At 48.8% G+C, this 25,180-nt stretch carries 23 protein-coding genes, 1 rRNA gene and 1 other annotated feature; of the genes, 1 reads left to right on the top strand and 23 read right to left on the bottom strand.

The features are described 5' to 3' along the window. Positions 1 to 150: 150 nt before the first annotated feature. The 20 genes from H0G69_RS03195 to uvrC form a co-directional block, all read right to left on the bottom strand. A 16S ribosomal RNA gene (locus H0G69_RS03195) occupies positions 151 to 1,727 on the bottom strand. 770 nt (positions 1,728 to 2,497) lie between these two features. Then, the gene (gene hisC, locus H0G69_RS03190; protein ID WP_180305152.1) at positions 2,498 to 3,574 is read right to left on the bottom strand and encodes a histidinol-phosphate transaminase; all 1,077 of its coding nucleotides are present in this window, start codon (positions 3,572 to 3,574) and stop codon (positions 2,498 to 2,500) included. A gap of 10 nt (positions 3,575 to 3,584) precedes the next feature. Next, a complete protein-coding gene (hisE, locus tag H0G69_RS03185) occupies positions 3,585 to 3,911 on the bottom strand; it encodes a phosphoribosyl-ATP diphosphatase (RefSeq protein ID WP_033935686.1) in 327 nt (108 codons plus the stop codon). Next, positions 3,892 to 4,242: a phosphoribosyl-AMP cyclohydrolase gene (gene hisI, locus H0G69_RS03180; RefSeq protein ID WP_033935685.1), complete on the bottom strand. Its 351-nt coding sequence runs from the start codon at positions 4,240 to 4,242 to the stop codon at positions 3,892 to 3,894. The genes hisE and hisI overlap by 20 nt, the downstream gene beginning before the upstream one ends. Continuing rightward, positions 4,239 to 5,000 (bottom strand): imidazole glycerol phosphate synthase subunit HisF, encoded by a 762-nt coding sequence (hisF, locus tag H0G69_RS03175; RefSeq protein WP_180305151.1) that lies wholly within the window; start codon positions 4,998 to 5,000, stop codon positions 4,239 to 4,241. Before hisF ends, hisI begins: the two co-directional genes overlap by 4 nt. Then, positions 4,990 to 5,715: a 1-(5-phosphoribosyl)-5-[(5-phosphoribosylamino)methylideneamino]imidazole-4-carboxamide isomerase gene (gene hisA / locus H0G69_RS03170; protein ID WP_180305150.1), complete on the bottom strand. Its 726-nt coding sequence runs from the start codon at positions 5,713 to 5,715 to the stop codon at positions 4,990 to 4,992. Before hisA ends, hisF begins: the two co-directional genes overlap by 11 nt. Continuing rightward, positions 5,712 to 6,326 (bottom strand): imidazole glycerol phosphate synthase subunit HisH, encoded by a 615-nt coding sequence (gene hisH, locus H0G69_RS03165; protein WP_180305149.1) that lies wholly within the window; start codon positions 6,324 to 6,326, stop codon positions 5,712 to 5,714. Before hisH ends, hisA begins: the two co-directional genes overlap by 4 nt. Beyond that, entirely contained in the window at positions 6,326 to 6,910 is a 585-nt protein-coding gene (hisB, locus tag H0G69_RS03160; RefSeq protein WP_006499764.1) for an imidazoleglycerol-phosphate dehydratase HisB, read from the bottom strand. Before hisB ends, hisH begins: the two co-directional genes overlap by 1 nt. A gap of 4 nt (positions 6,911 to 6,914) precedes the next feature. Beyond that, positions 6,915 to 8,198 (bottom strand): histidinol dehydrogenase, encoded by a 1,284-nt coding sequence (hisD, locus tag H0G69_RS03155; RefSeq protein WP_180305382.1) that lies wholly within the window; start codon positions 8,196 to 8,198, stop codon positions 6,915 to 6,917. Beyond that, the gene (gene hisG / locus H0G69_RS03150) at positions 8,170 to 8,829 is read right to left on the bottom strand and encodes an ATP phosphoribosyltransferase (protein WP_006499762.1); all 660 of its coding nucleotides are present in this window, start codon (positions 8,827 to 8,829) and stop codon (positions 8,170 to 8,172) included. Before hisG ends, hisD begins: the two co-directional genes overlap by 29 nt. Then, positions 8,823 to 9,980, bottom strand: coding sequence for an ATP phosphoribosyltransferase regulatory subunit (locus tag H0G69_RS03145; RefSeq protein ID WP_180305148.1), 1,158 nt, complete (start codon positions 9,978 to 9,980; stop codon positions 8,823 to 8,825). Before H0G69_RS03145 ends, hisG begins: the two co-directional genes overlap by 7 nt. 71 nt (positions 9,981 to 10,051) lie before the next feature. Further along, positions 10,052 to 10,283 (bottom strand) — a binding site (T-box leader). A gap of 40 nt (positions 10,284 to 10,323) precedes the next feature. Further along, the gene (hisJ, locus tag H0G69_RS03140) at positions 10,324 to 11,181 is read right to left on the bottom strand and encodes a histidinol-phosphatase HisJ (protein ID WP_180305147.1); all 858 of its coding nucleotides are present in this window, start codon (positions 11,179 to 11,181) and stop codon (positions 10,324 to 10,326) included. Positions 11,182 to 11,288: 107 nt separating this feature from the next. Beyond that, a complete protein-coding gene (locus H0G69_RS03135; protein WP_180305146.1) occupies positions 11,289 to 12,500 on the bottom strand; it encodes an MFS transporter in 1,212 nt (403 codons plus the stop codon). An 11-nt stretch (positions 12,501 to 12,511) separates the two neighbouring features. Further along, a complete protein-coding gene (locus H0G69_RS03130) occupies positions 12,512 to 13,159 on the bottom strand; it encodes a DUF308 domain-containing protein (RefSeq protein WP_180305145.1) in 648 nt (215 codons plus the stop codon). Positions 13,160 to 13,368: 209 nt separating this feature from the next. After that, positions 13,369 to 13,887 carry an adenine phosphoribosyltransferase gene (locus H0G69_RS03125; RefSeq protein WP_006499757.1) on the bottom strand — a complete coding sequence of 173 codons (519 nt, stop codon included), beginning with the start codon at positions 13,885 to 13,887 and terminating at the stop codon, positions 13,369 to 13,371. Between the two features lie 12 nt (positions 13,888 to 13,899). Then, positions 13,900 to 16,215, bottom strand: coding sequence for a single-stranded-DNA-specific exonuclease RecJ (gene recJ, locus H0G69_RS03120; RefSeq protein WP_240164365.1), 2,316 nt, complete (start codon positions 16,213 to 16,215; stop codon positions 13,900 to 13,902). Positions 16,216 to 16,277: 62 nt separating this feature from the next. Next, complete coding sequence (locus H0G69_RS03115) at positions 16,278 to 17,111, bottom strand: SDR family NAD(P)-dependent oxidoreductase (RefSeq protein ID WP_180305144.1); 834 nt, start codon at positions 17,109 to 17,111, stop codon at positions 16,278 to 16,280. Positions 17,112 to 17,122: 11 nt separating this feature from the next. Beyond that, a complete protein-coding gene (gene rnz, locus H0G69_RS03110) occupies positions 17,123 to 18,049 on the bottom strand; it encodes a ribonuclease Z (RefSeq protein WP_006499754.1) in 927 nt (308 codons plus the stop codon). Positions 18,050 to 18,085: 36 nt separating this feature from the next. After that, complete coding sequence (obgE, locus tag H0G69_RS03105) at positions 18,086 to 19,393, bottom strand: GTPase ObgE (protein WP_006499753.1); 1,308 nt, start codon at positions 19,391 to 19,393, stop codon at positions 18,086 to 18,088. A gap of 72 nt (positions 19,394 to 19,465) precedes the next feature. Further along, positions 19,466 to 21,277, bottom strand: a complete 1,812-nt coding sequence (gene uvrC, locus H0G69_RS03100) for an excinuclease ABC subunit UvrC (protein WP_180305143.1) — start codon at positions 21,275 to 21,277, stop codon at positions 19,466 to 19,468. A 141-nt stretch (positions 21,278 to 21,418) separates the two neighbouring features. Here uvrC and H0G69_RS11045 point away from each other — a divergent pair, with 141 nt between their 5' ends. After that, a complete protein-coding gene (locus tag H0G69_RS11045; RefSeq protein ID WP_270635447.1) occupies positions 21,419 to 21,553 on the top strand; it encodes an SPJ_0845 family protein in 135 nt (44 codons plus the stop codon). Between the two features lie 97 nt (positions 21,554 to 21,650). Here the strand turns inward: H0G69_RS11045 and yihA are convergent, their stop codons facing one another. The 3 genes from yihA to tig form a co-directional block, all read right to left on the bottom strand. Next, positions 21,651 to 22,241 carry a ribosome biogenesis GTP-binding protein YihA/YsxC gene (gene yihA, locus H0G69_RS03095; protein WP_006499750.1) on the bottom strand — a complete coding sequence of 197 codons (591 nt, stop codon included), beginning with the start codon at positions 22,239 to 22,241 and terminating at the stop codon, positions 21,651 to 21,653. Between the two features lie 51 nt (positions 22,242 to 22,292). Then, on the bottom strand, positions 22,293 to 23,543 hold the full coding sequence (gene clpX, locus H0G69_RS03090; protein ID WP_180305142.1) for an ATP-dependent Clp protease ATP-binding subunit ClpX: 1,251 nt from the start codon (positions 23,541 to 23,543) through the stop codon (positions 22,293 to 22,295). 215 nt (positions 23,544 to 23,758) lie between these two features. Beyond that, on the bottom strand, positions 23,759 to 25,072 hold the full coding sequence (gene tig, locus H0G69_RS03085) for a trigger factor (protein WP_006499748.1): 1,314 nt from the start codon (positions 25,070 to 25,072) through the stop codon (positions 23,759 to 23,761). Positions 25,073 to 25,180: the final 108 nt, after the last annotated feature.

The raw sequence follows: 25,180 nt of genomic DNA, 5'->3' as shown, positions 1-25,180 counted from the left end.
GTTAATAAAACTCAAATAACGCGGTGTTCTCGGTTTAATTGTGAATAAAGAAATAAATATTATTTAGTTTTCAAAGTACAAGCTGAGGGTAGACCCCTCAAAACTGAACGCAGTTTCAACGAATGTGCAGGTTTCCGATTAATTCCTTAGAAAGGAGGTGATCCAGCCGCAGGTTCTCCTACGGCTACCTTGTTACGACTTCACCCTAATCATCTGCCCCACCTTAGGCGGCTAGCTCCCCGAAGGGTTACCCCACCGACTTTGGGTGTTGCAAACTCTCATGGTGTGACGGGCGGTGTGTACAAGGCCCGGGAACGTATTCACCGCGGCATGCTGATCCGCGATTACTAGCGATTCCGACTTCGTGCAGGCGAGTTGCAGCCTGCAGTCCGAACTGAGAACGGTTTTAAGAGATTAGCTTGCCCTCGCGAGTTCGCGACTCGTTGTACCGTCCATTGTAGCACGTGTGTAGCCCAGGTCATAAGGGGCATGATGATCTGACGTCGTCCCCACCTTCCTCCGGTTTGTCACCGGCAGTCTCACTAGAGTGCCCAACTGAATGCTGGCAACTAGTAACAAGGGTTACGCTCGTTGCGGGACTTAACCCAACATCTCACGACACGAGCTGACGACGACCATGCACCACCTGTCATTGCGTTCCCGAAGGAAACGCCCTATCTCTAGGGTTGGCGCAAGATGTCAAGACCTGGTAAGGTTCTTCGCGTAGCTTCGAATTAAACCACATGCTCCACCGCTTGTGCGGGCCCCCGTCAATTCCTTTGAGTTTCAACCTTGCGGTCGTACTCCCCAGGCGGAGTGCTTAATGCGTTAGCTGCGGCACTGAAGGGCGGAAACCCTCCAACACCTAGCACTCATCGTTTACGGCATGGACTACCAGGGTATCTAATCCTGTTCGCTACCCATGCTTTCGAGCCTCAGCGTCAGTTGCAGACCAGACAGCCGCCTTCGCCACTGGTGTTCTTCCATATATCTACGCATTCCACCGCTACACATGGAGTTCCACTGTCCTCTTCTGCACTCAAGTCTGACAGTTTCCGATGCACTTCTTTGGTTAAGCCAAAGGCTTTCACATCAGACTTATCAAACCGCCTGCGCTCGCTTTACGCCCAATAAATCCGGATAACGCTTGCCACCTACGTATTACCGCGGCTGCTGGCACGTAGTTAGCCGTGACTTTCTGGTTAGATACCGTCACTGCGTGAACAGTTGCTCTCACGCACGTTCTTCTCTAACAACAGAGCTTTACGAGCCGAAACCCTTCTTCACTCACGCGGTGTTGCTCCATCAGGCTTGCGCCCATTGTGGAAGATTCCCTACTGCTGCCTCCCGTAGGAGTATGGACCGTGTCTCAGTTCCATTGTGGCCGATCAGTCTCTCAACTCGGCTACGCATCACAGCCTTGGTAGGCCGTTACCCTACCAACAAGCTAATGCGCCGCAGGTCCATCCCAAAGTGATAGCCGAAACCATCTTTTAAATTTGAATCATGCGATTCAAATTGTTATGCGGTATTAGCATCTGTTTCCAAATGTTATCCCCCGCTTTGGGGCAGGTTACCTACGTGTTACTCACCCGTCCGCCACTCGCTGGTAAACCAACGTCAAGTCCGTGCAAGCACGTCCAATCAGTTGGGCCAACGCGTTCGACTTGCATGTATTAGGCACACCGCCGGCGTTCATCCTGAGCCAGGATCAAACTCTCATATAAAATATAAGAACTTGAAAAGCTCAAATTTAAATTAAGCGAATTGACTTCGCAAATGTTTTTGCATCAATCGTAATGATTGATGACCCTGCACATTTGTGTTCGTCGAAACTGTATTCAGTTTTCAAAGGTCTACCGTTGCTCACTCATTTTGAGCAAGCGACTTAATTAGTTTAACAAATTGTCAACTACATGTCAAGAACTTTTTTAATTAACTTATCTTGACAATTATGCGAAAAGTCACCAATTTTAAGTGATCAGCAACTTATCGCCGCGACAACGTTATCTAATATACCGAGATTGCAAGTAAATGTCAACGACAAAAATAAAACTTTTTTATTTATTTAAGAAACATGAACAATAATCAAAGAAACCATTTGTTAATCAAGAAAATGTTGAACTTTTTGGCAATATTTAAGAACAAATCATCGCTTTTTCAAATAGAACCGTCCTGCAAAAAAGCAAACAGCGATCTTCCAAGACTATGAGTCATAAGAAGGCCGCTGTTGCATCAATTCATAAACTATTACCAATGCTGTTGGTTTTATTTAAAAAGAATCAACTGCATGGATGCGACACCACCGATCGACTAATGGCTTTTGTCAGAAGCATCGATCCAACAATCCGTTTAAAGATCACTTAAGACAGGCTCGATTTGCCATCCTAAAAACCGATATCTAATCATTTTAAGGATAGTCGTTCAATCAGTCAGTCTATTTTTCAATTAACAGCAGAAAAACTGCCTTGCTTAAACAAGGCAGTTCATCGCACGCTTAATTTAAAAAATCAGCCATAATCTGCTGCATCGCTAGATTGTCATTTGGCAGACCAATCGTGACTCGCAGCCAGTCATCAGCAAATCCGGTGCGAATCTGGTAGCCATTTTCCAAGAATCGTTTAGCCAGCTGATCGGCACCCGGCAGCTTAAAGTAGATGAAGTTAGCCTGGCTAGGATAGTAGAAAACATGGTGCTGTTTTAAAAACGTCTCCCATTTATCACGCTCTTGAGCATTTTTAACCGCGACCTGCTCGACAAACTCTTGATCAGCAAATGCTGCCTGGGCCGCGACCTGCGACAGCGTATTCAAGTTATATGGCAGGCGCACCGTCTGCAGATAGCGTGCCCACTGATCATCGACGATAATATAGCCAATCCGATAGCCGGCCAGTCCATAGATCTTGGAGAAGGTCCTTAAAACAGCCACGTTGTCAAACTCTTTGAGCAGCGGCAGTGCCGAGGCTGGTTGCGCTGACCTGACGAAATCGATATATGCCTCATCGATCAGCACCAAAACGTCTTTGGGAACCTGAGTCATAAAATCACGCAGAGCAGCGGTTTGATTATATCCACCGGTCGGATTGTTAGGATTGCACAGCCAAATCATTTTGGTATTTGACGTAATGTTGTTTAAAAAAGCATTCAAATCATTGGCGCCGCTTTGCGAGTCAACAGGCACGCTTTTGACGGTCGCGCCTTCGATCTGAGCATTGAGACCGTATTCGGAAAACGTTGGCTCAGCAACCAAGACCTCATCTCCTGATTCCAAAAAGACTCTTGAAACCAAGGTAATGATTTCATCCAGGCCACAGCCAAAGACGATATTTTCTGCTTTAACGGCCAGTTTTTGAGCAATCATTTCTCGCAGCGCGGTTACATTGCCATCTGGATACCAATTGCCGCTTCCCTGCTCCACGGCATCAATAACCGCCGCGGCAACCTTAGGCGAGGTCCCATATGGATTTTCATTGGCTGAAAGCTTGGCAACGCGGCTAAGACCATATCGTTTGGCAATCGTTTCCGTCGGCGTTGGCGGTACATAGCTTGCCAGTTGCTTAATCGTTTCCTTCATCGTATCACCTCTAAAGTTTTTTGATTGGGGCACGATCCTTAAACTGGCTCATCTGACCAACGCGCGAGCCCAGCTCTTCTTTGATTTTTTCAAATGGCAGATCGCATTCAACGAGCAGGACCATTAAATGATACAGCAGATCAGCCGTTTCGTACTGCAGTTCAGCCGGGTCGCTGTTTTTGGCGGCGACGATGACCTCAGTCGTTTCCTCGCCGACTTTTTTCAAGATCTTATCCAGGCCTTTTTTAAAGAGATAGTCAGTGTACGAACCATCAATTGGATTTTCTTTCCGTTGTTTAACCAGTTCATAAAGTTCATCAAGATTCTGCTGTGTCATTAGCATTGCCTTCTTTCATGATTTCAATTGGATTAAAAAAGCAGCTGTATCGTCCGGTATGACAGGCTGGCCCTTTAGGATCAACCGCTACTAAAAGCGTATCGCCGTCACAGTCAAGCGTCATGCTGACCACCCGCTGCGTATTGCCGCTGGTAGCTCCCTTATGCCAGAGTTCTTGACGGGAACGAGACCAAAACCACGTCTCGCCACTGGCCAGCGTTTTTTGAAAGCTTTTTTCATTCATCCAGGCCACCATCAAAACGGCTTTGGTATTGACATCAACCACCACCGTCGTCAGCAGACCATTCATTTTTGAAAAATCGGGTTTCATTGACGAACCGGCACCCCTTCCTTATCCAACACTTGCTTAACTTGGGGAATCGTCAGCTCTTTAAAGTGAAAGACTGAGGCGGCCAAAGCTCCCGTCACTGGCGTCTGCTTAAAGACATCAACAAAGTCCTGGATTTTACCGGCCCCGCCAGAAGCAATGATCGGCACGTTGACGACCCGGCCAATCGTCTGGTAGAGCTTGAGATCAAAGCCATCTTTGGTCCCATCGCAGTCCATGCTGGTTATCAGCAGTTCGCCAGCGCCCAGCTCAACGGCTTTTTTAGCCCAGGCAACTGCCTCAAGATCCGTTTTTTGCTGACCGCCATGCGTATAGACAAAGTATTTGCCGGCTGCTGGATCCCAGCGAACATCAATCGCCACTACCACGGCTTGACTGCCAAAGCGTTCGGCACCCTGGCTGATCAATGCTGGATTGGCAACCGCTGCCGAGTTGATCGCGGTTTTATCAGCCCCCGCTTTTAACAGGCGCTCCATGTCGGCCAGATTTTTGATGCCGCCGCCAACCGTTAGCGGCATGAAGACTTGTTTGGAAACCGCCTCAACCACGCTGCTCATGGTCTGCCGCTTTTCATTGGTTGCAGTGATATCCAAAAAAACCAGCTCATCAGCACCTTGCTTTTCATATGCTGCTGCAATTGCAACCGGATCGCCGACATCTTTTAAGTTGACGAAATGAACGCCTTTTTTCACCCGTCCGTCAGCTACGTCCAGACACGGAATGATTCGTTTAGCCAGCATCCTCATTCACCTCCGCAATCTGCTCTAAGGTTACCTTGCCCGCTGCAATCGCCTTGCCAACGATCACGTCTTTTAACCCAGCCTGCTTAAGCTTTTTCAGATCAGCAAGACTGCCAACGCCGCCTGAGGCCACAATCCGTACTTCGGGAAACTTTTGCTGCAGTCCTTCAAGCAGCTCAATATTCGGTCCCGTCAGCGTACCATCTGTTGCCGTGTCAGTAACGATAAAGCGTTTGGCCCCAGCATCAGTCATCGCCGCAATCAGATCAGCCATTGAAGTCGTGGACTGATTGAGCCAGCCATCAGTCGCTACTTGACCGTTGCGGCCGTCAACGCCGATCGTAATTGCTCGACTGCCGAATTTTTCCAGCATCTGCTTGGTAAATTTAGGATCTTTTAGAGCTACGGAACCAAGAATGACGCGATCAACCCCGCTTTTTAGGTAGCGTCTGATCGTCTGCTCGTTTCGAATGCCACCGCCAATTTCAGTTTCACCGGCAAACACCTTAACGATCTGACTTACCAGTTCAAAATTCTGCGGCTGGCCAGTTTTAGCGCCATCCAGATCCACCAGATGCAGCCCACCGATCCCGGCTTCTCTGATCAAGCGCGCCTGTCTGATTGGATCGGCACTGACCAGCGTTTCTTGTTTGAAGTCGCCTTGATAGAGCCGCACGCTGCTGCCGTTTTGAAGATCAATTGCTGGATAGATCATGCTCTCACCGCCTTTTCAAAAAAGGTTTGCAGCAGTTTCAACCCGACTTGACCGCTTTTTTCAGGGTGAAACTGGAAACCGTAAACGTTGTCTTTTTGAACGATCGCCGGCACGGCCACGCCATAGTCAACCGTTGATACGATATATTCATCAGCACACTTGGCATAATAGGAATGAACAAAATAGGTATACTGCTGATCGATTGACTTAAAGATGCTTTCCGACTGTTGCAGCTTGTTTTGATTCCAGCCCACCTGCGGAACGATCCTTTGCCCATCATCATCGGGAATCCGCACGACCTGCCCGGGAATCAAGCCCAGGCCGGCTGCACTGCCAAATTCGGTTGACGAGTCAAACAAGAGCTGCATGCCCAGGCAAATACCCAAAAATGGCGTCCCATTGGCAACCGTGCTTTTAATTACTTGATCCAGGCCGGTTTCTTTTAAACGCGTCATTGCAGCGCCAAATGCTCCCACGCCTGGAAACAGCACCACGTCAGCCTGCGAAATTTTTTGCGGGTCAGCCGTCAGCTCAGCTTTTTGGCCCAAATACTGGCAGGCCTTGAGCACGTTAAAGACGTTGCCTGCTCCATAATCGATTACCGCGATCATCAAATCATCCCCTTGGTTGAGTTAACTCCTTGAATGGCTGGATTGATCGTGACCGCTTGCCGCATTGCACGGGCCGTTGCCTTGAACAATCCTTCAATCTTGTGGTGCGTGTTGCGGCCATATAATACTCTGGCGTGCAGGTTCATCTCGGCATTAAAGGCCAGTGCCTGGAAGAAATCCTCGGTAATTTCCGTTTCATAGGCACCCAGCCGCGGATTGGTCAGCTCGGCATCAAATACCAGATAGGAACGCCCGCTTAAATCAACCGTCACTTGTGCCAGCGTCTCATCCATCGGCACAAAAGCATTGCCATAACGCTCAATCTGCGCCTTGTCGCCCAACGCTTCTTTAAAGCACTGACCTAAGACGATGCCGGTATCTTCGACCGTGTGATGAGCATCAACATTCAAATCGCCTTTGACCTCCACGACCAGACCAAAGCGGCCGTGCTTGGCAAACAGCTCCAGCATGTGATCAAAAAAGCCCACGCCGGTATTAATGGCAACCTGACTTTGATCGTCAAGATTCAATGCGACTTTGATCTGTGTTTCTTTCGTAGCTCGGTTTATCGTTGCCTTGCGCATCTGATCAGTCCTCCTTGTCAAATCTGGCTTCAATAGCGCGGGCGTGGGCTTCTAACCCTTCCGTACGCGCCAGCTTGGTGATAGCTTTCAGATCGGCTTTAAGATTTTGACGATCAAACTGAATAAACTGAGTCCGCTTGACAAAATCATAAACCCCCAGCGGTGAGGCAAACCGCGCCGTTCCACCAGTCGGCAGCACGTGGTTTGGTCCGGCAACGTAATCTCCCAAAGGCTCGCTGGCATAGCGGCCCAGGAACACTGAGCCGGCATTTTTGATCAGACCCAAGTACTGCGTTGGATTTGCCAATTGGACCTCTAAGTGTTCAGGAGCCACGTCGTTCATCAGCTCAAACATCTCAGCCGTATTTTCCATCACCGCAATAAAACCGCGATCCTCAATGGAAGTCCGGGCAATCGCTTGACGCGGCAAAGTGTTCAATTGACGATCGACCTCTTTAGAAACGGCTTCGGCCAGCGGCTTACTGTTGGTGATCAGCATGGCCCGGGCTCGCTTGTCGTGTTCAGCCTGTGACAAAAGATCAGCCGCGATTTCTTTAGCATTGGCACTTTCATCAGCCAGAATACCGATTTCAGACGGACCAGCCACCATATCAATGGCTACCTTGCCAAACACCTGCTTCTTGGCCGTTGCCACGAAGATGTTGCCAGGTCCCATAATCTTATCGACAGCAGGAATGGTTTCCGTGCCATAGGCTAAAGCAGCAATGGCCTGAGCACCGCCAACCTGATAGACCTCATCAACCCCGGCCAGTCGGGCAGCTGCCAAGACCGCCGGATTGATCCCAGCTGGCTGTGGTGGCGTTACCATTACAATTCGTTTAACTCCAGCCAGCTTAGCCGGAATGCCGCACATCAGAATAGTTGAAGGATAGGCTGCCGTTCCGCCTGGCACATATAGTCCCACGCTGGCCAACGGCGTAATTTTTTCACCGCGCATGATTCCTGGTGTGCTGACGTCAACAAAGCTGTTTTCAATTTCTTGTTTGTGGAAACTGGTAATGTTTTGCTTAGCCAGTTCCAAAGCCGCCCGTAAGTCTTCATCGATTGAATCCAAGGCCTGGTCAAGCTGAAAGGCCGGAATGGAAAAATCTGCCAGGTTGACATTATCAAACTTGCGCTCATAGTCGCGAACTGCTTGATCACCGTTTTGTGCTACATTTTGAATAATCTCGCTGACGGTCTTTTCGATTTCAAAATCAATGGTTTGTTCAGTGTAGCGAGCAACGATTTTTTTCATTTCATTCAGTGACTTTTCGTAAATCTTCATCATACTCTTCCTCCATTGCCTGTCTTAATTGATTCGTCAATGTAAATATCTCATCACGCTTCTGCTTTAAAGCAACCGGATTAGCCACCAGCCGGCTCGTGATTACGTCCAACCAGTCATGAACGACTAAGTGATTAACCCGCAGCGTCGTTCCAGTCTCAGTCAGGTCAACGATGGCATCGGCCAAGCCAGTCAGTGGTGCCAGTTCAACCGAGCCGGCAATCTTGATGATCTCGACGTCTTCGCCTTGGCTGGCAAACCAGCGGCGCGCCACGTTGGGATACTTGGTGCCAATTACCTTGCGGCGGGGCTGGTTCCAGTCAAAATCGCTTTTTGAGGCGACGATAAACTGACAGCGGCCAGTGTTTAAATCAAGCAGCTCGTTTACCTGCTCATCGGCACCTTGTTCTTCCAAAACATCGCTGCCAACCACGCCCAGATCAACTGCTCCTTTTCTTAGATAGGTGCAGACGTCTTCACCTTTAACCAGAATGATCTGATACTGATCACCCAGATTGATAATTAAGCGGCGCTGCTTATCGATCAAGGGCTGACAGTCAATATTGCATCTTTGCAAAAGCGGAATGAACTTCTTTTCAACTCTTCCTTTGGTCAGCGCGATTCTCAGCATTCCTTCATCCCCTTTTCAGCATCCAAGGCGACCAGTTTCGCTCCCGCTGTTTGGGCCTGCTGCTGAGCCTCCTGCAACGAATCAGCCAAAGCCAGCGAGTAGTTGCCATGCTTTTCAACCAGTGCCGCTGCCTGTCCGAGAAGCTCAAACGGCGCGTAGACAAAGACCGGCTGTTTTTTGACAGGTTTGAGTGCTGTCGCCTCGGCCAAGGCGTCAATGTTGATTCCCAAGCCAACCGCGGGCTCCAACTGTGACTGAAAGTTGGCCAAAAGGCGGTTGTAGCGTCCACCGCTGATCAAATAGGCACCGGTCGTCTTTTCCACATAGCCTTTCATAATGATACCCGTATAGTATTTTTGCGGCACCGCACTGCTGAGATCGACAATTACCTGCTGATCAGCCAGCTCACCAGCGAATTCAGCCACCGTCTTGAGCTGATCAAGCAGCCGACGAGCCGGCTCAGGAACCTTGACTTCTGCCAGCATGTCGTTGACCTCCGCCAGCGTGCCAAACAGCCATGGCCATTTGCGCAGAAACGGCATTGTCTGGGGGGCATCAACCTGTTTGAGCAGTTTTTCATAGGCCGGAAAGTTTTTATGATAAAGTGCCTGGGCCAATTGCTGCTGCAGTTCTTCATCCAGTTCAAGTGCATCAAGGATCGTATCGACCAGTCTGGCATGTCCCAGCTCAATCGTTAACTGGTTGTCCAGCAGGTGGCGGTTCAGCTGATGCATTAAGATCACGCCTTCCATTTCTGCTTTCAATGAACCATAGCCGATCAATTCGATGCCAGCCTGCGTCTGCTCGCTTTGCCCGCCTGAAAGCTCAGGTGCCGCTTGAAACCGCTCGCCCAGATAATAAATCTTTTGGGGGAGCTTAACGCTGGTCGTCGCCAGAAACCGGGCAACCGGCAACGTCAGATCCGGCCTCAAGACCAGCTCATCGCCAGCCGGATCAATTACCCGATACTGCTCGCTTTGCATATTGAACTCGGCAAACAGATCCCGCCGTTCCACGATTGGCGTAATAATACGTCGATAGCCACGATTGCGCAGATTTTTCATCAGCCAGGCACTGATTTGATCCTTTGATTCTGCCTCCGTGCCAAACTGATCACGCAAGCCAGCTGGTAAAGCAATGCTGCTCATCATGATAATGCCTCCTCTCATTTTTTACTCATTTATTTTTTATATAAAAAAGCGTCCTCTCTGCCTATCTGGACAAAGAGGACGCTTTTCGCGTGGTCCCACCTCAAATTCGATCGCCCCTTGCGAAACGATCCTCATGCTGGATAAAATTCAGCCCTGATAACGAGTGGTCCCGGAACAGCCTACTTATAACCTTTCAGCTGGTCGGCTCACCGGTGTGGTTCACTATCGCAATCAATCTCTTCCCAACTTTGCGAGACTCTCTTAATAATCCACGATAGCTACTCTCCGGTTCATTACCATTAAAAAATAATGAGATTCATTTGGTGTTGTAGTTATATTATTCTCATCTTTTAAGAGTGTCAAGAACTTTTAAAAAATTTTTCATACCGTGCCAGCCACGACCAACCTCATCAACACTATGCGCATCCGACCCAAAAATCAACGGTACTTCGGCATTTAATGCTGCCAATGCAATCTGACTGCCGGGGTAAAAATCATTGCAGTATTTTTTGTAAAGACCAGCCGAATTAAAATCCAAGCTCAGCTGCCGTTTGCGGGCAGTGGCCATGATCTCATCAATCAGCCGCTGACATGACTGATCAAAAGCTTCCGGCAGACTGAAATAATCTTGATATTTTTTGATCAGACTGATATGGCCGAGCTTATCGGGACTAAAACTTCCCAAATCGCAGCGGGCACTGGCCAAGACCGTTTTTAAATAACGCTGATACAGCAGCTGCGGCGTCTTCAGCTCATTGGCAAACCCAGCCTGCAGCTCATCTGTGGAGTAGTCAATCCCCCAAAATTTTCCTTGATCATCCTGAAGATAATGCACCGATAAGATGTTGTGCTGGGTATTTTTTCCGTATTGATCCAAAAAGGCGCGCGTTGTTTCTTCAAAGCCCGCCAGATACTCAATCTCAAAACCGATACTGATCTTGATCTGATCGGCGTATTCACTTTGCAGCTGCTCAGCTAAGTTTAGATAGTCGTCAACCTGCTCCCAGCTGAGTCCTTCCGTTTGCCAATCATCGGCTGGACCGGCAAACCGTTGAACAAAATCTTTTGGCATGGGTGCGTGCTCAGTAATCCAATATTCGTCAAAGCCAAGCTCAATGGCGCGTTCAACCATCGCCCGCGTGCTCTCGTGACTGCCGTGGGGACAAAGCTCAGTATGGGTATGGCCATCAATTTTAAGCATTCTAATCATTCCCTTTTAAAATTTTTTCCAGTTTAGCGACTAGCTTAAAATTCGTCAAGGCATTAAAAAAACAGCGGTCGAAACAACCACTGTTTTTGAGTTTATTTTTAGATTTTTGGCATTTTGATAACCACAAAACTAGCCAAAGTACATAAAGCGATGACGATGGCAAAACACCAAATCTGCATGATTCCCAGCGGACTGCTTTTAAAAGCCAGACCATAAAGCGCTGGACCAAACGATGCTATCAGATAACCGCCACTTTGCGTCAAACCGGAAAGCTGTGCCGTTCGGGTTGGTGAAATCGTCTTAAGTGGAAAAGTCGTTAGCGCCATAATGAAGTAAAAAGCCGTCATTGCACCAGTAATGATTGACAAATAATACCAGTAAACAAGTGGCATGGACGACTGCCAAAACATCAAAACGGCCGCCAACAGCGTCAACAGTCCAACCACGATCGACATTACGATCTGGCTTCGATACGTGGCTGTTTCAAGAAAACGGGGCAGCAGCAATGACACCGGCATGCCTGCTGCTGAATACATTGCCAAGACAATACTGATCTGACCGCCAGAAATACCATTAAAACGCATCAATTCTGGCAGCCAGGCCACTAAAGTATAGTTAATAAGCGACTGTGTACCAAACATCAACAGGCAGCACCACGCATATCGATTCTGCCAAAGCGGCGCGGCAGTCGTTTTTAGGTCTGGTTCATGAATTGATTTGACTGACTGATTATCAGCGCGCTTTGCTTGAGAACGTACTGGTACCGGCAACCTGAAAAGTATCCACATCAGCCAAGGAAACATCGTTAACATTAATAAAACGACCAAGACGGACCACCAGCCGAAAGTACTCGATAACGGATGCGTCAGCAGGCTGAATACTGATGAACCAACCATAATCGCCAGTGAATAAGCTGTAGTATAAAATGCGGTGTGATCGGGCTCATACGTGGCAACCACGGAAGGCGTCAAAACGTTTAAATGGGTAATTCCCAGCCCAACCAAAATCGTTCCCGCCAAAAGCATTGGCCAGGTCACATGAAGTCTTAACAGTGCTCCTAAAACCAGCGCCGTCAAGCCAAAGTTCAAGGTTTTGCGCAGGCCAAAGCGAGTCATTTCCTTAGCGGCAACAATTGAGAACAACAAAAACATTATCAGCGGAATGGTTGTCAAGATTCCGAGGTTGCCGACTGCCGTTTTTAACTGACGAGCAAGTTGATCAATTATCAATGGAATGGTGACGATGGGCGCACGCATGGCCAAGCCAAACGCAATCACCGTTACCAAAACCAATCGATCATGATTTTTCATTATCCCACCTCTTACTGATTGACAATACTATAAGTCTGTTTACCATCCTTTGCGGTATATAATGCCGTCTGATCATCGTTGGGCTTCATCATGCTCAGCGAGTAGCCACTCCCCACGATTTTTTTAATCTGGGCCGAAGTCTGATTAAGCGAGCTGGTTAGATTCGACCACCCCGCCTGCTGGGCCTGATCGGGATTTTGCGCAATATAGTTCAGGGCCTCAACCGTATTTTCATTGGTTGGCATAATCTGATATGTTTTTGAGCTGCTGTCATAATTAACAGTCCCCATCTTACTGTAGGCTTTCTGCAGTTGGCGCAGCAGATACATTTCTTTTTGTTCCTGAGTGGCGCCGCTGTCCTGCTGGTTGAAGACCGCGGTAGCGCCATTGACTGAGAAGCTAGAACTTGAACTTGAATCAGCTTTCGAATCGGTCGCAGAACTAAGCGACGATCCTGAACTGGCAACACTCGTCGTTTGCTGTGCCGATTGACTATGGTGCCAATATGGCAGATTGATCGTACCATAAACCGTAGCTGCCAGACTTAACACCAGCATGATCGTTGGCACTACCCATTGGCGATACTGCTGCCAGGAATTAACCAGATAAAAGGCACTCAAGATCAGCATCAGTGCGCCGAATACAACTAAGAAAATCATGGAAAGCTCCTTTGTAATCATTAAATAAAAATCTATTTCATTACTACTTTACAATAATTTTTTACGGATCGTACTTTATTTCAATCATAATTTGAGATTTTTGACTGATCAGATGCATGATCATTATAAAAAAGCCGTATGACAATAAAAAGGTCCTCCACTCCATGAGCGTTGGACCCTTTTTGTACGAAAAACCAACCGATCAGCGACTAAAATTCCATCAGCGTCTTCGTATCGATACCGCGCAGATGCTTACGGCCTTCCAGCTCTTTTAATTCAATCAAGAAAGCTGCACCAACGACCTTGCCGCCCATTTGCTCAACCATGTCGACCGTAGCACCAATCGTACCGCCAGTAGCCAGCAGATCGTCAACTACCAAAACGCGCTGACCAGGCTTAACAGAGTCGTTTTCCATCTGCAGCGTTGCCTCGCCATATTCCAGCTGGTAAGAAGCACTGACCGTTGCCCGTGGCAGCTTACCCTTCTTCCGTGCTGGCGCAAAGCCAACGCCTAATTCATAGGCAACCGGACAGCCAACGATAAAGCCGCGCGCTTCAGGACCAACTACCATGTCAACCTGCCGTTCGCGAGCAAATGCCGTGATTTCGTCAGTAGCCTGCTTAAAAGCCTCGCCATCTGCCATCAGCGGCAGGATGTCTCGGAAGATGATTCCTTTTTCAGGGTAGTCAGGAATACTTGCAACATATTTATAAAGATCTAGAGCCATTTAAAATTCTCCTTATTCGTTTGCTATCAGCCAGTCAGCAACGTATTTTCGCAGCGTGCGCGTGTCGCTATACAGCAGCACCTGATCGCTTTGCAGATGAGCTGCATGCTGACGATAGCATTTCGTCTGTTCTAAATCAACATGGTCGGGATGATCCGCCAGCTTTAGAACGCCATCGTTTATTGTAACAAATTTTGCCTCATAAAACACCGTAATCATCCAATTTAGTTGTTCAACCGGCATCTGCAGCGAACGTGCCATTGCCGGCTGCTGTTGGCGATAGTTGGCAATCTTAGGATACTGACGCAAGAAACGATACAAAACCGCAAACTGCTGGCGCGTCGGCAGACCAAAGCGGACTGGATTTCTTTCCCAAAGCAGCAGCCGAATCATTGCCGGCTGCCCACCATTTTGCCAAAGCGAACTGAGCATCTCTAAACTTGGCGGACAGTCCACGATCGTCACCTGCTGATCCTTAAAGTCGGTTTTGACGGCCGTCTGTGGACTTAAAACCGTCCCCTGTGCATGACCGGCAATATTTTCCCGCAGCGTCTGATCAAAGGCGACATAATAGCCGGTTTCTGTAAACATGCTTGGCAAAAGCTGCCGCGTTCTTTGATCCAGAATTGCCGTCCCCTGCGTTTGGATGTCCTTTAGCATCAATTGCGCGGTCCGCTTGCCACGCCATTCATTAATCCCCACCGTAGCCGCGATCGTCACCGGTACGCCAGCCAGCAGCAATGGCGCCAGCTCAGCCTTGCCAAACGCCACCACGGCCGCGCTGCGTTTTTGTCCCCGCAGCTCAAACTTTAGATGTTCCTGAGCCTTGCCCATTGTTTTGACGTTGTTGATTCGATCAGCATGAATTGCAAAAACCGGTTCTGGATTGCCGGGACCAAACGGCGCTAGACACTGCAGCTGATCATAAAGATCTTCGTTGATGTCATCAGGTCCCAGTTCAGCCGCCAGCTCCAGTTTAGCCGATCCTGCTTCGAAAAGTCCCTGCTCAACGGCTTCCTGTTCCAAGGCCTGCCGCAGTTCATCAACCTGGTCAATGGTAAATGACATCCCGCATGCCTGTGCATGACCGCCAAATGCCGTCATCAAATCACGATGCTTTTGCAGTGCCATAAATAGATCAAAACCGTCGCGACTGCGTCCAGAACCCTTGACAATCTCATCGCCATCATTAACGCTGGCAACAATCGTGGGCTTGCCGGTTTCTTCAACAACGCGACTGGCAACGATGCCTAAAACGCCTTGATGCCATTCATGCCCAAGCAGCACGAGCGTCGATCGATCAGCATTTTCGGCTGAACGGGCCTGTTTTAAAGCCTCATCAGTGATCTTTGCCACCAGCTGTTGGCGCGTTTGGTTGGCATTTTCGACTTCTTGAGCAATCTCTTTGCCTTCGCGATCATCCATGGTCGTTAAAAGCAGCACGCCTTCGCTGGCATCGTCAATTCTACCCAGTGCATTCAAGCGGGGTGCGATGCCAAAGCCGACGTCTTGATCAGTCAGCCGATCCTCATTGAGCTTGGCCAGTTTAACCAGCTGATGGAGTCCCGGCCGCATTCCCTGACGCAGCTGCTTGAGGCCCCAGGTAATCAATGCCCGATTTTCACCGGTAACGTCAACCAGATCGGCCAATTCGCCAATTGCTACCAGATCCAGCATCTCTTGGGGAAACTCTTCCGTCAGTGCCCAGGCCGTCTTAAAAGCAACGCCGACTCCCGAAAGATCACCGCCTTGATACTCACTGCCAGGAAACTTGGGATGAACGATTGCGGCGGCTTCAGGCAGCTGGGCCGGCAATTCATGGTGATCGGTAATCACAACGTCAACGCCGCGTGAATTGGCATACTCAATCTCCTTGGCACCGGAAACGCCATTGTCGACCGTAACGATCAGCTGAGCACCGCCATCAATCAAGCGCTGGTATTCATCAAGATTGGGACCATAGCCGTCAGTAAACCGATTAGGAATAAAAAATTCGACTTGAGCTCCCACCTCATCCAGCGTTTCATACATAACCGCCGTACTGGTAATGCCATCTGCATCATAATCGCCATAGACGACGATCTTTTCACCATTGGCAACGGCGGCTTGAATTCGATCAACTGCTTTTTGCATATCATGCAGCTCAAACGGATCATGCAGCTCTGCCAACTGAGGATCCAAGTACTGCTTGGCTGCCTGGACCGAATCAATGCCGCGCTGGACCAATAATTGTGCCAGCAGCGGTGAAAGCTGACATTGTTCTTGAAGCTCTTTTGCCAGCTGCTGGTCTTTATTTTGGGACAATTCCCACGCATAGCGCGCTTCCATTATTTCACCATTCCTTTAAAACATGACAACCGGAACCTGTTTCAGTCCCGGTCGTCGTCTGTTTATAGACTGCGCTTGTCCTGCTGATAGTCAAAGAACTTTTTGATTGCCCAATCGCCAAGTCCTGGCCACACCTGATAGCCCCATGAAAGCCAGGAGGTCCAGCCTGGTACGTTGATCTCACGGGTCTCATAGCCAACATGAGCCCAAACCTGCTTAGCCAGTTCCGCCGGCTGCACGATCATCCAGCGCGGCAGTTTGCTTAGATAGCTGCCGTCAGGATCCGCCTTGTCAAAAAACGACGTGGCAACCGGGCCTGGATTGACTGTCAACACCTGGACGCCATAATCGGCTACTTCCATGCGCAGAATATTGTCGAACTGAATCACGCCAGCCTTGGTTGCTGAATAGGCAGCCGCATTCGGGGTCGGAATCTTGCCATCCAAAGAGCCTAGATTGATAATGGCGCCAAAGCCTTGATCCATCATCTGCTTAGCTACGCAGCGGCTCAGATACATCAATGCCAGTAAGTTGACGTCAACCATGCGTTTCATGACCGTGCGCGACTGGCTTTTAACCGCAGTAAAGTCGCCCAGCCCAGCAGCATTGACCAAAACATCAATCTCGCCAACCTCGTGTCGAATCGTGTTCAACACCTCGTCAACTCGGTCTGGATCCGTAACGTCCAACTGATAGGCAAATGATGGGCGACCAGAAAGAATCAGGCACTGCTGGGCAACCTGATTGAGCTTTTCCAGATCACGCGCGCAAACCACAACGATTGCCCCGCGGCGAGCTGCTTCTAAAGCCAGTTCTTTGCCAATGCCGCTGGATCCGCCAGTAATCAAAACAACCTTATTGCGCAGCATCCGTAATGCCTTCATTCGCTTCATCATTGCCATCACCTCTATTTAAATGGTACGTCAACTATATCAAAATCATTAACGACGCGCGTGTCAGGGAATATATCGCGAACCTGGTAGGCCAGCTGATAGGCCGCTTTGCCGGTATAGCGTGCCGAGATGTGCGTCAGCAGCAGTTTCTTAGCATGCGCCTTTTTTGCCGTCATTGCCGCCTGACCACTGGTTGAATGGTAGTAGCTGCGCGCCATCTTGGTCTCGTCCTTGGCAAAGGTGCCCTCATGAATCAAGACGTCGGCATCCTTAGCCAGTTCAATGGCCGCTGGCGTATGACGCGTGTCACTGATAATCGTAATCACCCGACCTTTTTGCGGCGCGCCGATAAAGTCATGTCCATCCAGCACTCGTCCATCCGGCAGCTCAACGACCTTACCGGCTTTAAGTTGCCCATAGATTGGTCCTGATGGTACTTGGGCAGCCCGCAGCTTTTCGACCTGTAATTCGCCTGGATGATCATGCTCAACCACCCGATAGCCAAAGCAGGCGATCTTGTGATTGAGCTTTTTGGTATAAACCGTAAACGTCTTGTCGCTAAAAATCTCGCCATCATCACGCAGCTCAACGAATTTCAAGGGATAGCTCAAACGCGATTCGCTGACTTTTAACGCGGTCTTGACAAACTCCTTGATACCAACGGGACCATAGATCGTCAATGGCTCATTGCCGCCTTGAAACGATCGCGAGCTAAGCAGACCCGGCAGGCCAAAAATATGGTCACCGTGAAGATGGCTGATAAAAATTTTTTCAATCTTGCGGGGGCGAATCGTCGTCCGCAAGATCTGGTGCTGAGTAGCCTCACCGCAGTCAAACAGCCAGACTGCATTGCGTTCTTCCAACAGCTTTAAGGCAATGCTGGAAACGTTGCGCTGCTTACTTGGCGACCCGGCACCGGTTCCTAAGAATTCAATCTGCATAAATCATTTTCCTATTCTGTCTTCTATTATCGTCGATTATTGGACAAATTCAAAAACAAACTTTTCAATTCGTACCAAATCCCCATTTTCGATGCCCTTAGCCCGCAATGCATCGTCAACGCCCATATGCCGTAGCTGCCGAGCAAATCGCAGCTGACCGTCTTCATGATCAAGGTTGGACATCTTAAACAGGCGCGTCAGTTTTTCGCCGCCTAAGACCCAAGTGCCGTCATCGTCACGCGTAATCGTAAAGTCTGGTTCGGCTTCCTTAGCACGATATTCGACGCTTGTCAGCTTGTCATGGTGCTCGCTGTCAAAGGCTGGCGTCTGATCAAGCAGATCCGCCGTCATCTGCATCAGCCCCTGCACGCCTTGATGCGTAATCGCACTGATTGGCACGACTGGCGGCATCTTAGCAAACGTATCGTCTTGAGCAAGCATCTCCTTAAAGTGCGCCAGGTTTTCTTGAGCGTCCGGCAGATCCATCTTGGTAGCAACAATGATCTGCGGGCGTTTCAACAGCTCCGGATCATACGCGGCCAACTCATGATTAATCTGATGATAGCGTTCAATAGCCTGTTCGGGGTCCTGGCTGCCCATATCGATCAAGTGCAGCAATACCCGCGTGCGTTCGATATGACGCAGGAACGTCAAGCCCAGGCCAACCCCTTTCGACGCGCCTTCGATCAGGCCAGGCATATCAGCCATTGCAAAATCACGACCGTCCGGCAGCATGACCATCCCTAGATTAGGCACCAGCGTTGTAAATTCATAAGCGGCAATCTTAGGCTTAGCACCAGTAACGACCGAAAGCAGCGTTGATTTGCCCACGGATGGAAAACCAATCAGCCCAACATCGGCCAGCATCTTTAATTCTAGTTCCAAGTAGCGGTCCTCACCCGGCTCGCCATTTTCAGCAATTTCCGGTGCTGGGTTTTTGGCTGAGGCAAAGTGAATGTTGCCGCGACCGCCACGACCGCCCTTGGCAATTACCAATTCCTGGCCAGGCTGAGTCAGATCACCCATGATCGCACCCGTATCCAGATCGCGTACCGTGGTTCCCTCGGGCACGGCCACGACCAGATCAGAGGCGGCTGCTCCCGTCATCTGCTTGCTCATCCCGTTTTGGCCATTTTTAGCCTTAAAAATCCGGTGGTAGCGAAAGTCCATCAAGGTTCGCAAGCCCGGATCGACCTTTAAAATAATGCTGCCGCCGCGACCACCATCGCCACCGGCTGGACCACCGTTGGGAACGTACTTTTCGCGCCGAAAAGCCACCATCCCATTACCGCCTTTTCCGGCATGGGCTTCAATTTTTATTTGATCCACAAACATGTTAGCCATGAAAAATATTCTCCGTTCTTAAAATAGTGACTACTAGGTCTAGTATAAGGAAAAATGTTGCGGGCGTCAAAATCAGTCATGACTGCTGCCTTTTGCCACATCTGCCTTGCCCTGCAAAGATATTTTGATCAATTGAGCCGTCTTTTGATTGATCCCTAGTGCCTGGATATCCTCAACCTTGGCATCAGCAATCCGATCCAATGAGCCGTACGCTTTTAACAGCTTGTTGCGCGTTCTTGGTCCCACACCCTTGATCTCGTCCAATCGGGAACTCAGTGAATGTTTGGTATGCACGCTGCGATGAAAGGTAATTGCAAATCGATGCACCTCGTCTTGAATCCGCTGTACCAGATAAAATCCCTGACTGCGCGGATCAAGATGCACGTGATGATCGTCTTGACCATATAAAAGATCAGCCGTTTTATGCTTATCGTTTTTGACCATCCCCACGACCGGAATTGCCAGATTCAGCTCATTTTCCAAGACATCGCGGGCCGCGTCCATCTGAATCTCGCCCCCATCCATAAAGATCAGATCGGGCAGTGACTGGTCTTCCTTGAGTAGCCGGCTGTAGCGACGCCGAATCACTTCGCGCGTGCTGGCCGCTTCATCCGCATGATTGATTACCGTTTTCAATTTATACTTGCGGTACAGCTTTTTGATCGGCTCGCCATCAATAAAGACTACCATAGCGCTGACCGGATCGGCACCTTGAATATGCGAGTGGTCAAAGGCCTCGATCTTATGACATTCTGAAAGGCCTAAAGCATCCGTAATCTCTTTCATCGCGCCGCTAGTTTTAGCCTGATCCATTTCCAGCAGCCGAAATTTCTCATTCAGCTGCAATTGGGCATTTTCATAGGCCATGTGCATCAGATCGCGTTTTTCTCCCCGCTGCGGCGTTCGCACCGGTACGCCCAGAATCTCGCTGATTTCATGATTGGGCAGCCCGGCCGGCAAGAGAATCTCTTTAGGCAGAATATTGTTTTTACGGTTATAAAACTGCAGAATAAAGCTGGTCATTTCTTCAGCTGCCGTGTCGACTACCGGAAACAGTCGCTTTTCTCGTTTCATCAGTCTTGCCTGGCGAATAAAGAACACTTGAATACTCAGCCAGCCTTTGTCCATATAAAAGTTGAACAGATCACGCGGCGTTTTATCGTTGGTAATGATTTTTTGTTTTTCAACCGTCACCTCGATATAGTGCAATTGATCGCGAATCTCGGCCGCTCTTTCAAATTCAAGATCAGCACTGGCCTGTTTCATTTTGGCCAACAGCTGCTTTTTGACGCTGGCAGTGTTGCCATTTAGAAACGACTTGATTTTTTTGATCTGAGCATCATAGTCTTCCCGCGGAACTTCTTTAAAACAGGCACCCAGGCACTGTCCCATGTGATAGTAAAGGCAGGGCCGTCCTTGATGTCCTCGGCAGCGGCGCAGCGGATAGACCTTTTGAATAAAGTGCAGCGTTTCTTCCGCTGCGTAGACGTTTGGATAAGGGCCAAAATAATAGGCACCATCTTTTTTTATCTGACCGGTAATCTCAATGCGCGGGTCACGCTCATTGGTGATCTTGATGTAAGGATAGCCGGTTCCCCGCTTAAGCTTGATGTTATAGTAAGGCTGATGTTTTTGAATCAGCGTAATCTCAAGCAGAAAGCTCTCTTTGTTAGAATCGGTGGTAATGATATCAAAATCCGCGACCTGATCAACCATTGCCGCAACCTTCCCCGTATGACTGCTCTTAAAATACGAGCGGACCCGGTTCTTGAGATTCTTTGCCTTGCCAACATAGATGATCTGACCATTGATGTCTTTCATTAAATAGCATCCGGGCTTATCCGGCAGCAGCATCAGCTTATGCTCCACTCGCTGTGTGGTCATTGAACGCCTCCAATTAGTTAATTATCTTTAATTCTAGTACAGACTGGCAGCTGGTCGCAAAAGAATCGCCTGTAAGTTGATTTACGTCATTTCCAGTTTGTGATAGGATATTTGCAAGCAGCAATTAAAGGAGGGCCAGCCATGGGTTTGGTAACACAACGCAATCAAAAGCTGGAAAAACTGTTCAACGACTTGGCAATCGATCCAAAAGAAAAAGCCAAGGAAAAGGCCAAGTCGGCTGACCAGACAGAAGCCAACGACAAAAACAAGCAATAATCGTTTTGCATCATAAGAAAGCAAGAGGGTCCCGTATCCGGTCAGTTCCGGACATGGGGCCCTTTTTGCTGATTCATGACTGATTGATCAAAAACTGCTATTTTTGATCGTGCATGCGAGCTTCAATCCATTGCCAGACTTCATCCTTGCCGAATTTAGTCTCAGCCGAGAAAAGCTGCAGTGGCGTGTCAGTCATCCCCAGCGTCTTGGTAATCTGCGAGATCGATTTCGTTCGTGCGCTAGGTTTGACTTTATCGATCTTGGTGCCGACTACCAAAAGCGGTACCTGGTAGTATTTCAACCACTGATACATGGCTACGTCATCGTCGCTTGGTGCGTGACGGGCATCAACCAATTCAATTACACCCTTTAACTGCGGACGTGTGGTCAGATAAGTCTCAATCATCTTGCCAAATTTTTCGCGCTGCTTTTTGGAGACCTTGGCATAGCCATAGCCAGGGACATCGACAAAAAAGAGCTGATCTTCAACGTTATAAAAGTTCAGCGTCTGTGTCTTGCCGGGCTGACTAGAGGTATGAGCGAAGTTTTTGCGATTGATCAACACATTGGTCAAAGAAGACTTGCCGACATTCGACCGACCAACCAAAGCAATCTCTGGGTAGTCGGTCTTCGGATACTGTTCTTCAGCAACCGCGCTGATCGTTAAGTCAACGTGATGAACTTCCATAATCTGTTTTTCCTCCGTTAAAAAAGGGTCACTGCTGACCCTTTCTGCCTGTTATGAAGCTTTTTCGTCCTTTAATACGTAACGCGGCTCGCCATGGCTTTCCACGCAGCGCTTGTCAATTACGACCTTGGCAACGTCATTGCGGCTTGGCAGATCAAACATGACGTCTCGCATTACGTCTTCAATGATCGAACGCAGTCCACGCGCCCCAGTATTTCGCTTGATTGCCAATTGAGCCATTGCCCGCAAGGCACCATCCGTAAACTGCAGCTGACTGCCATCCAAGCGGATCAGTTCCTGATACTGCTTGACCAGAGCATTCTTTGGCTCCGTTAAGATGCGGACCAGATCATCTTCATCCAATTTTTGCAGCGCCGTCAAAACTGGCAAGCGGCCGATAAACTCAGGAATCAGCCCAAACTTAAGCAGATCTTCTGGAATGACGTGTTGGAGGATGTTCTTTTCGTTGACGTCCTGCAGCTCGCCAGTATCCGTTCCAAAACCAATCGTCTTATCACCCAGGCGTTCCTTGACAATATTTTCAATTCCATCAAAGGCCCCACCAACAATGAACAAAATATTGCTGGTATCAACTTGAATAAACTCCTGTTGCGGATGTTTACGGCCACCCTGCGGCGGAACGTTGGCAATCGTGCCTTCCAGAATCTTAAGCAGTGCCTGCTGAACCCCTTCGCCGGAAACGTCACGAGTAATCGAGACGTTTTCGCCTTTTTTGGCGATCTTATCAATTTCATCAATGTAGATAATGCCTTTTTCAGCTCGTTCAACATCAAAGTCAGCGGTCTGTAAAAGCTTCAAAATGATGTTTTCAACGTCCTCACCGACATAGCCGGCTTCAGTTAAGGTAGTCGCATCAGCGATCGCAAATGGCACGTTCAAAATCTTTGCCAGTGATTGTGCCAGATAGGTCTTCCCAGAACCAGTCGGCCCAATAATGGCAATGTTGCTCTTCTGCAGATCAGTTTCGTTGTTGTCGCCCGTCATCATGGCGTTGACCCGTTTATAGTGATTATATACCGCTACGGCCAGCGTCTTTTTAGCATCGTCTTGCCCGATTACATAGTCGTTAAGCTCCTTGACGATTTCGGCCGGCGTTGGTACGCGGAAAGTTTCATTAGCGTGATCTTCGGCCAGCTCTTGTTCAATAATCTGCTGGCAAAGATCGACACACTCGTTGCAAATGTAGACGCCAGGACCGGCAACGATCTTTTTTACTTCGTCTTGCGACTTGCCACAAAAAGAACAGTGCACGGCATCCATGCCACTGGTATCTTCAAACATCTTGCGTCCTCCTCTTAAAATGATTGTGTTTATCATACCAAACTGTCGGCCAAATTTCGAATAATTCAAACCATCATCGATACGACAGGTAGGCTTAAATAAAAAATGATCGACTCAGTACGACAACAGGGCCCAGCACCCGGATAACCGAACGCTGGGCCCCTATGTTGTTTTAACAGTGCTGATCGCAGCTGTTTTTAACGCAATTTCAAAGATTACTTGTCTTCTTCTGCGTCCTTGGATTCAACTTGCTTAGCAGAATCCGTAACCAGGTCAACGGCCTTCTTGATTTGAATGTCGTGACTCAGCATATCCTTGGACAGAGCCTTCTTAACGGCATCTTCTTCCATACCGTATTGAGCAGCCAGGTCCTTGATTTCAGCATCGATGTCTTCATCGGTTGCTTCCAGGTTGGCATCCTTAACGATTGCTTCCAGAACCAGGTTGGTCTTAACCCGCTTAGCAGCATCGTTGGCGAATTGCTTGCGCAGGTCGTCTTCAGTAGTACCAGTGATTTGGAAGTACATCTTAGGATTGATGCCTTGTTGCTGCATGCCCATCAGGTATTGTTGTACTTGACGGTCCGTGTCGTCGTCCAGCATTGCTTGTGGAATTTCTTCCGTTTCAGCGTTGTTAACGGCAGCTTCAATAGCAGCATCTTCAATGGCAGCGTGAGCAGCGTCTTCTTTTTGTTCTTGCAGCTGCTTCTTCGTCTTTTCCTTCAATTCGTCAAGCGTGTCAACGTCTTCGTCAACGTCCTTGGCAAATTCGTCGTCCATTTCTGGCAGTTGCTTTTCCTTAACTTCGTGCAGCTTGACTTCAAAGACGGCTTCTTTACCGGCCAGGTCTTGTGCATGGTATTCTTCAGGGAAGGTTACCTTAACTTCAACGTCTTCGCCAGACTTGTGGCCAACCAGTTGGTCTTCAAATCCTGGGATAAAGGCGCCTGAGCCCAGTTCCAGCGAGTAGTTGTCAGCAGAGCCGCCGTCAAACTTTTCGCCATCAACGGAACCTACGTAGTCGATAACGACCGTGTCGCCGTTTTCAGCTGGTTGGTCTTCCTTCAGAACCAGTTCAGCTTGTTGTTGACGCTTGGATTCCAATTCGTCTTCAACTTCCTTGTCGGAAACCGTCGTGTCTTGAGCTGGAACTTCCATACCCTTGTAGTCGCCCAGCTTAACTTCTGGCTTAACGGCAACTTCGGCAGTCAGTACCCATGGCTGACCCTTTTCCAGACTCTTAACATCGATTTGTGGTTGGTCAACTGGTTCGATACCGGTTTCTTTAACAGCATCTTCGTAAGCCTTTGGCAGCACGATGTTTAAAGCATCTTGGTACAGAGCTTCTTCACCGTACATTTGGTTAAACAGTTGACGTGGCACGTGGCCCTTACGGAAACCAGGAACCGTGATCCGTTTTTGCGTACGCTTAAAGGCTTGGTCAATACCCTTCTTAGCCGTTTCAACGTCGATTTCAAAAGTTAATGTCCCTTTGCTGGCTTCGCTGTCGCGTTCCCATTTTGCTGACATTTCATTTCCTCCAATAACTTGCAGTTTTCAACTGGTCGCTGCTCATATCACAAATGACAGCGACCCGTACATACTTTAATAGTTTACCGTACAGTGCCCTGGATTTCA

It is taken from the genome of Limosilactobacillus mucosae (assembly GCF_013423865.1).
GTDB lineage: Bacteria > Bacillota > Bacilli > Lactobacillales > Lactobacillaceae > Limosilactobacillus > Limosilactobacillus mucosae.
This window is presented reverse-complemented; position numbering and strand designations above follow the sequence as displayed.

Bases quoted from the DNA above. Each gene is read 5' to 3' on its own strand.
- hisC (WP_180305152.1), bottom strand. From the start codon at position 3,574: ATGAAGGAAACGATTAAGCAACTGGCAAGCTATGTACCGCCAACGCCG.
- hisE (WP_033935686.1), bottom strand. From the start codon at position 3,911: ATGACACAGCAGAATCTTGATGAACTTTATGAACTGGTTAAACAACGG.
- hisI (WP_033935685.1), bottom strand. From the start codon at position 4,242: ATGAAACCCGATTTTTCAAAAATGAATGGTCTGCTGACGACGGTGGTG.
- hisF (WP_180305151.1), bottom strand. From the start codon at position 5,000: ATGCTGGCTAAACGAATCATTCCGTGTCTGGACGTAGCTGACGGACGG.
- hisA (WP_180305150.1), bottom strand. From the start codon at position 5,715: ATGATCTATCCAGCAATTGATCTTCAAAACGGCAGCAGCGTGCGGCTC.
- hisH (WP_180305149.1), bottom strand. From the start codon at position 6,326: ATGATCGCGGTAATCGATTATGGAGCAGGCAACGTCTTTAACGTGCTC.
- hisB (WP_006499764.1), bottom strand. From the start codon at position 6,910: ATGCGCAAGGCAACGATAAACCGAGCTACGAAAGAAACACAGATCAAA.
- hisD (WP_180305382.1), bottom strand. From the start codon at position 8,198: ATGAAGATTTACGAAAAGTCACTGAATGAAATGAAAAAAATCGTTGCT.
- hisG (WP_006499762.1), bottom strand. From the start codon at position 8,829: ATGCTGAGAATCGCGCTGACCAAAGGAAGAGTTGAAAAGAAGTTCATT.
- H0G69_RS03145 (WP_180305148.1), bottom strand. From the start codon at position 9,980: ATGATGAGCAGCATTGCTTTACCAGCTGGCTTGCGTGATCAGTTTGGC.
- hisJ (WP_180305147.1), bottom strand. From the start codon at position 11,181: ATGCTTAAAATTGATGGCCATACCCATACTGAGCTTTGTCCCCACGGC.
- H0G69_RS03135 (WP_180305146.1), bottom strand. From the start codon at position 12,500: ATGAAAAATCATGATCGATTGGTTTTGGTAACGGTGATTGCGTTTGGC.
- H0G69_RS03130 (WP_180305145.1), bottom strand. From the start codon at position 13,159: ATGATTTTCTTAGTTGTATTCGGCGCACTGATGCTGATCTTGAGTGCC.
- H0G69_RS03125 (WP_006499757.1), bottom strand. From the start codon at position 13,887: ATGGCTCTAGATCTTTATAAATATGTTGCAAGTATTCCTGACTACCCT.
- recJ (WP_240164365.1), bottom strand. From the start codon at position 16,215: ATGGAAGCGCGCTATGCGTGGGAATTGTCCCAAAATAAAGACCAGCAG.
- H0G69_RS03115 (WP_180305144.1), bottom strand. From the start codon at position 17,111: ATGATGAAGCGAATGAAGGCATTACGGATGCTGCGCAATAAGGTTGTT.
- rnz (WP_006499754.1), bottom strand. From the start codon at position 18,049: ATGCAGATTGAATTCTTAGGAACCGGTGCCGGGTCGCCAAGTAAGCAG.
- obgE (WP_006499753.1), bottom strand. From the start codon at position 19,393: ATGGCTAACATGTTTGTGGATCAAATAAAAATTGAAGCCCATGCCGGA.
- uvrC (WP_180305143.1), bottom strand. From the start codon at position 21,277: ATGACCACACAGCGAGTGGAGCATAAGCTGATGCTGCTGCCGGATAAG.
- H0G69_RS11045 (WP_270635447.1), top strand. From the start codon at position 21,419: ATGGGTTTGGTAACACAACGCAATCAAAAGCTGGAAAAACTGTTCAAC.
- yihA (WP_006499750.1), bottom strand. From the start codon at position 22,241: ATGGAAGTTCATCACGTTGACTTAACGATCAGCGCGGTTGCTGAAGAA.
- clpX (WP_180305142.1), bottom strand. From the start codon at position 23,543: ATGTTTGAAGATACCAGTGGCATGGATGCCGTGCACTGTTCTTTTTGT.
- tig (WP_006499748.1), bottom strand. From the start codon at position 25,072: ATGTCAGCAAAATGGGAACGCGACAGCGAAGCCAGCAAAGGGACATTA.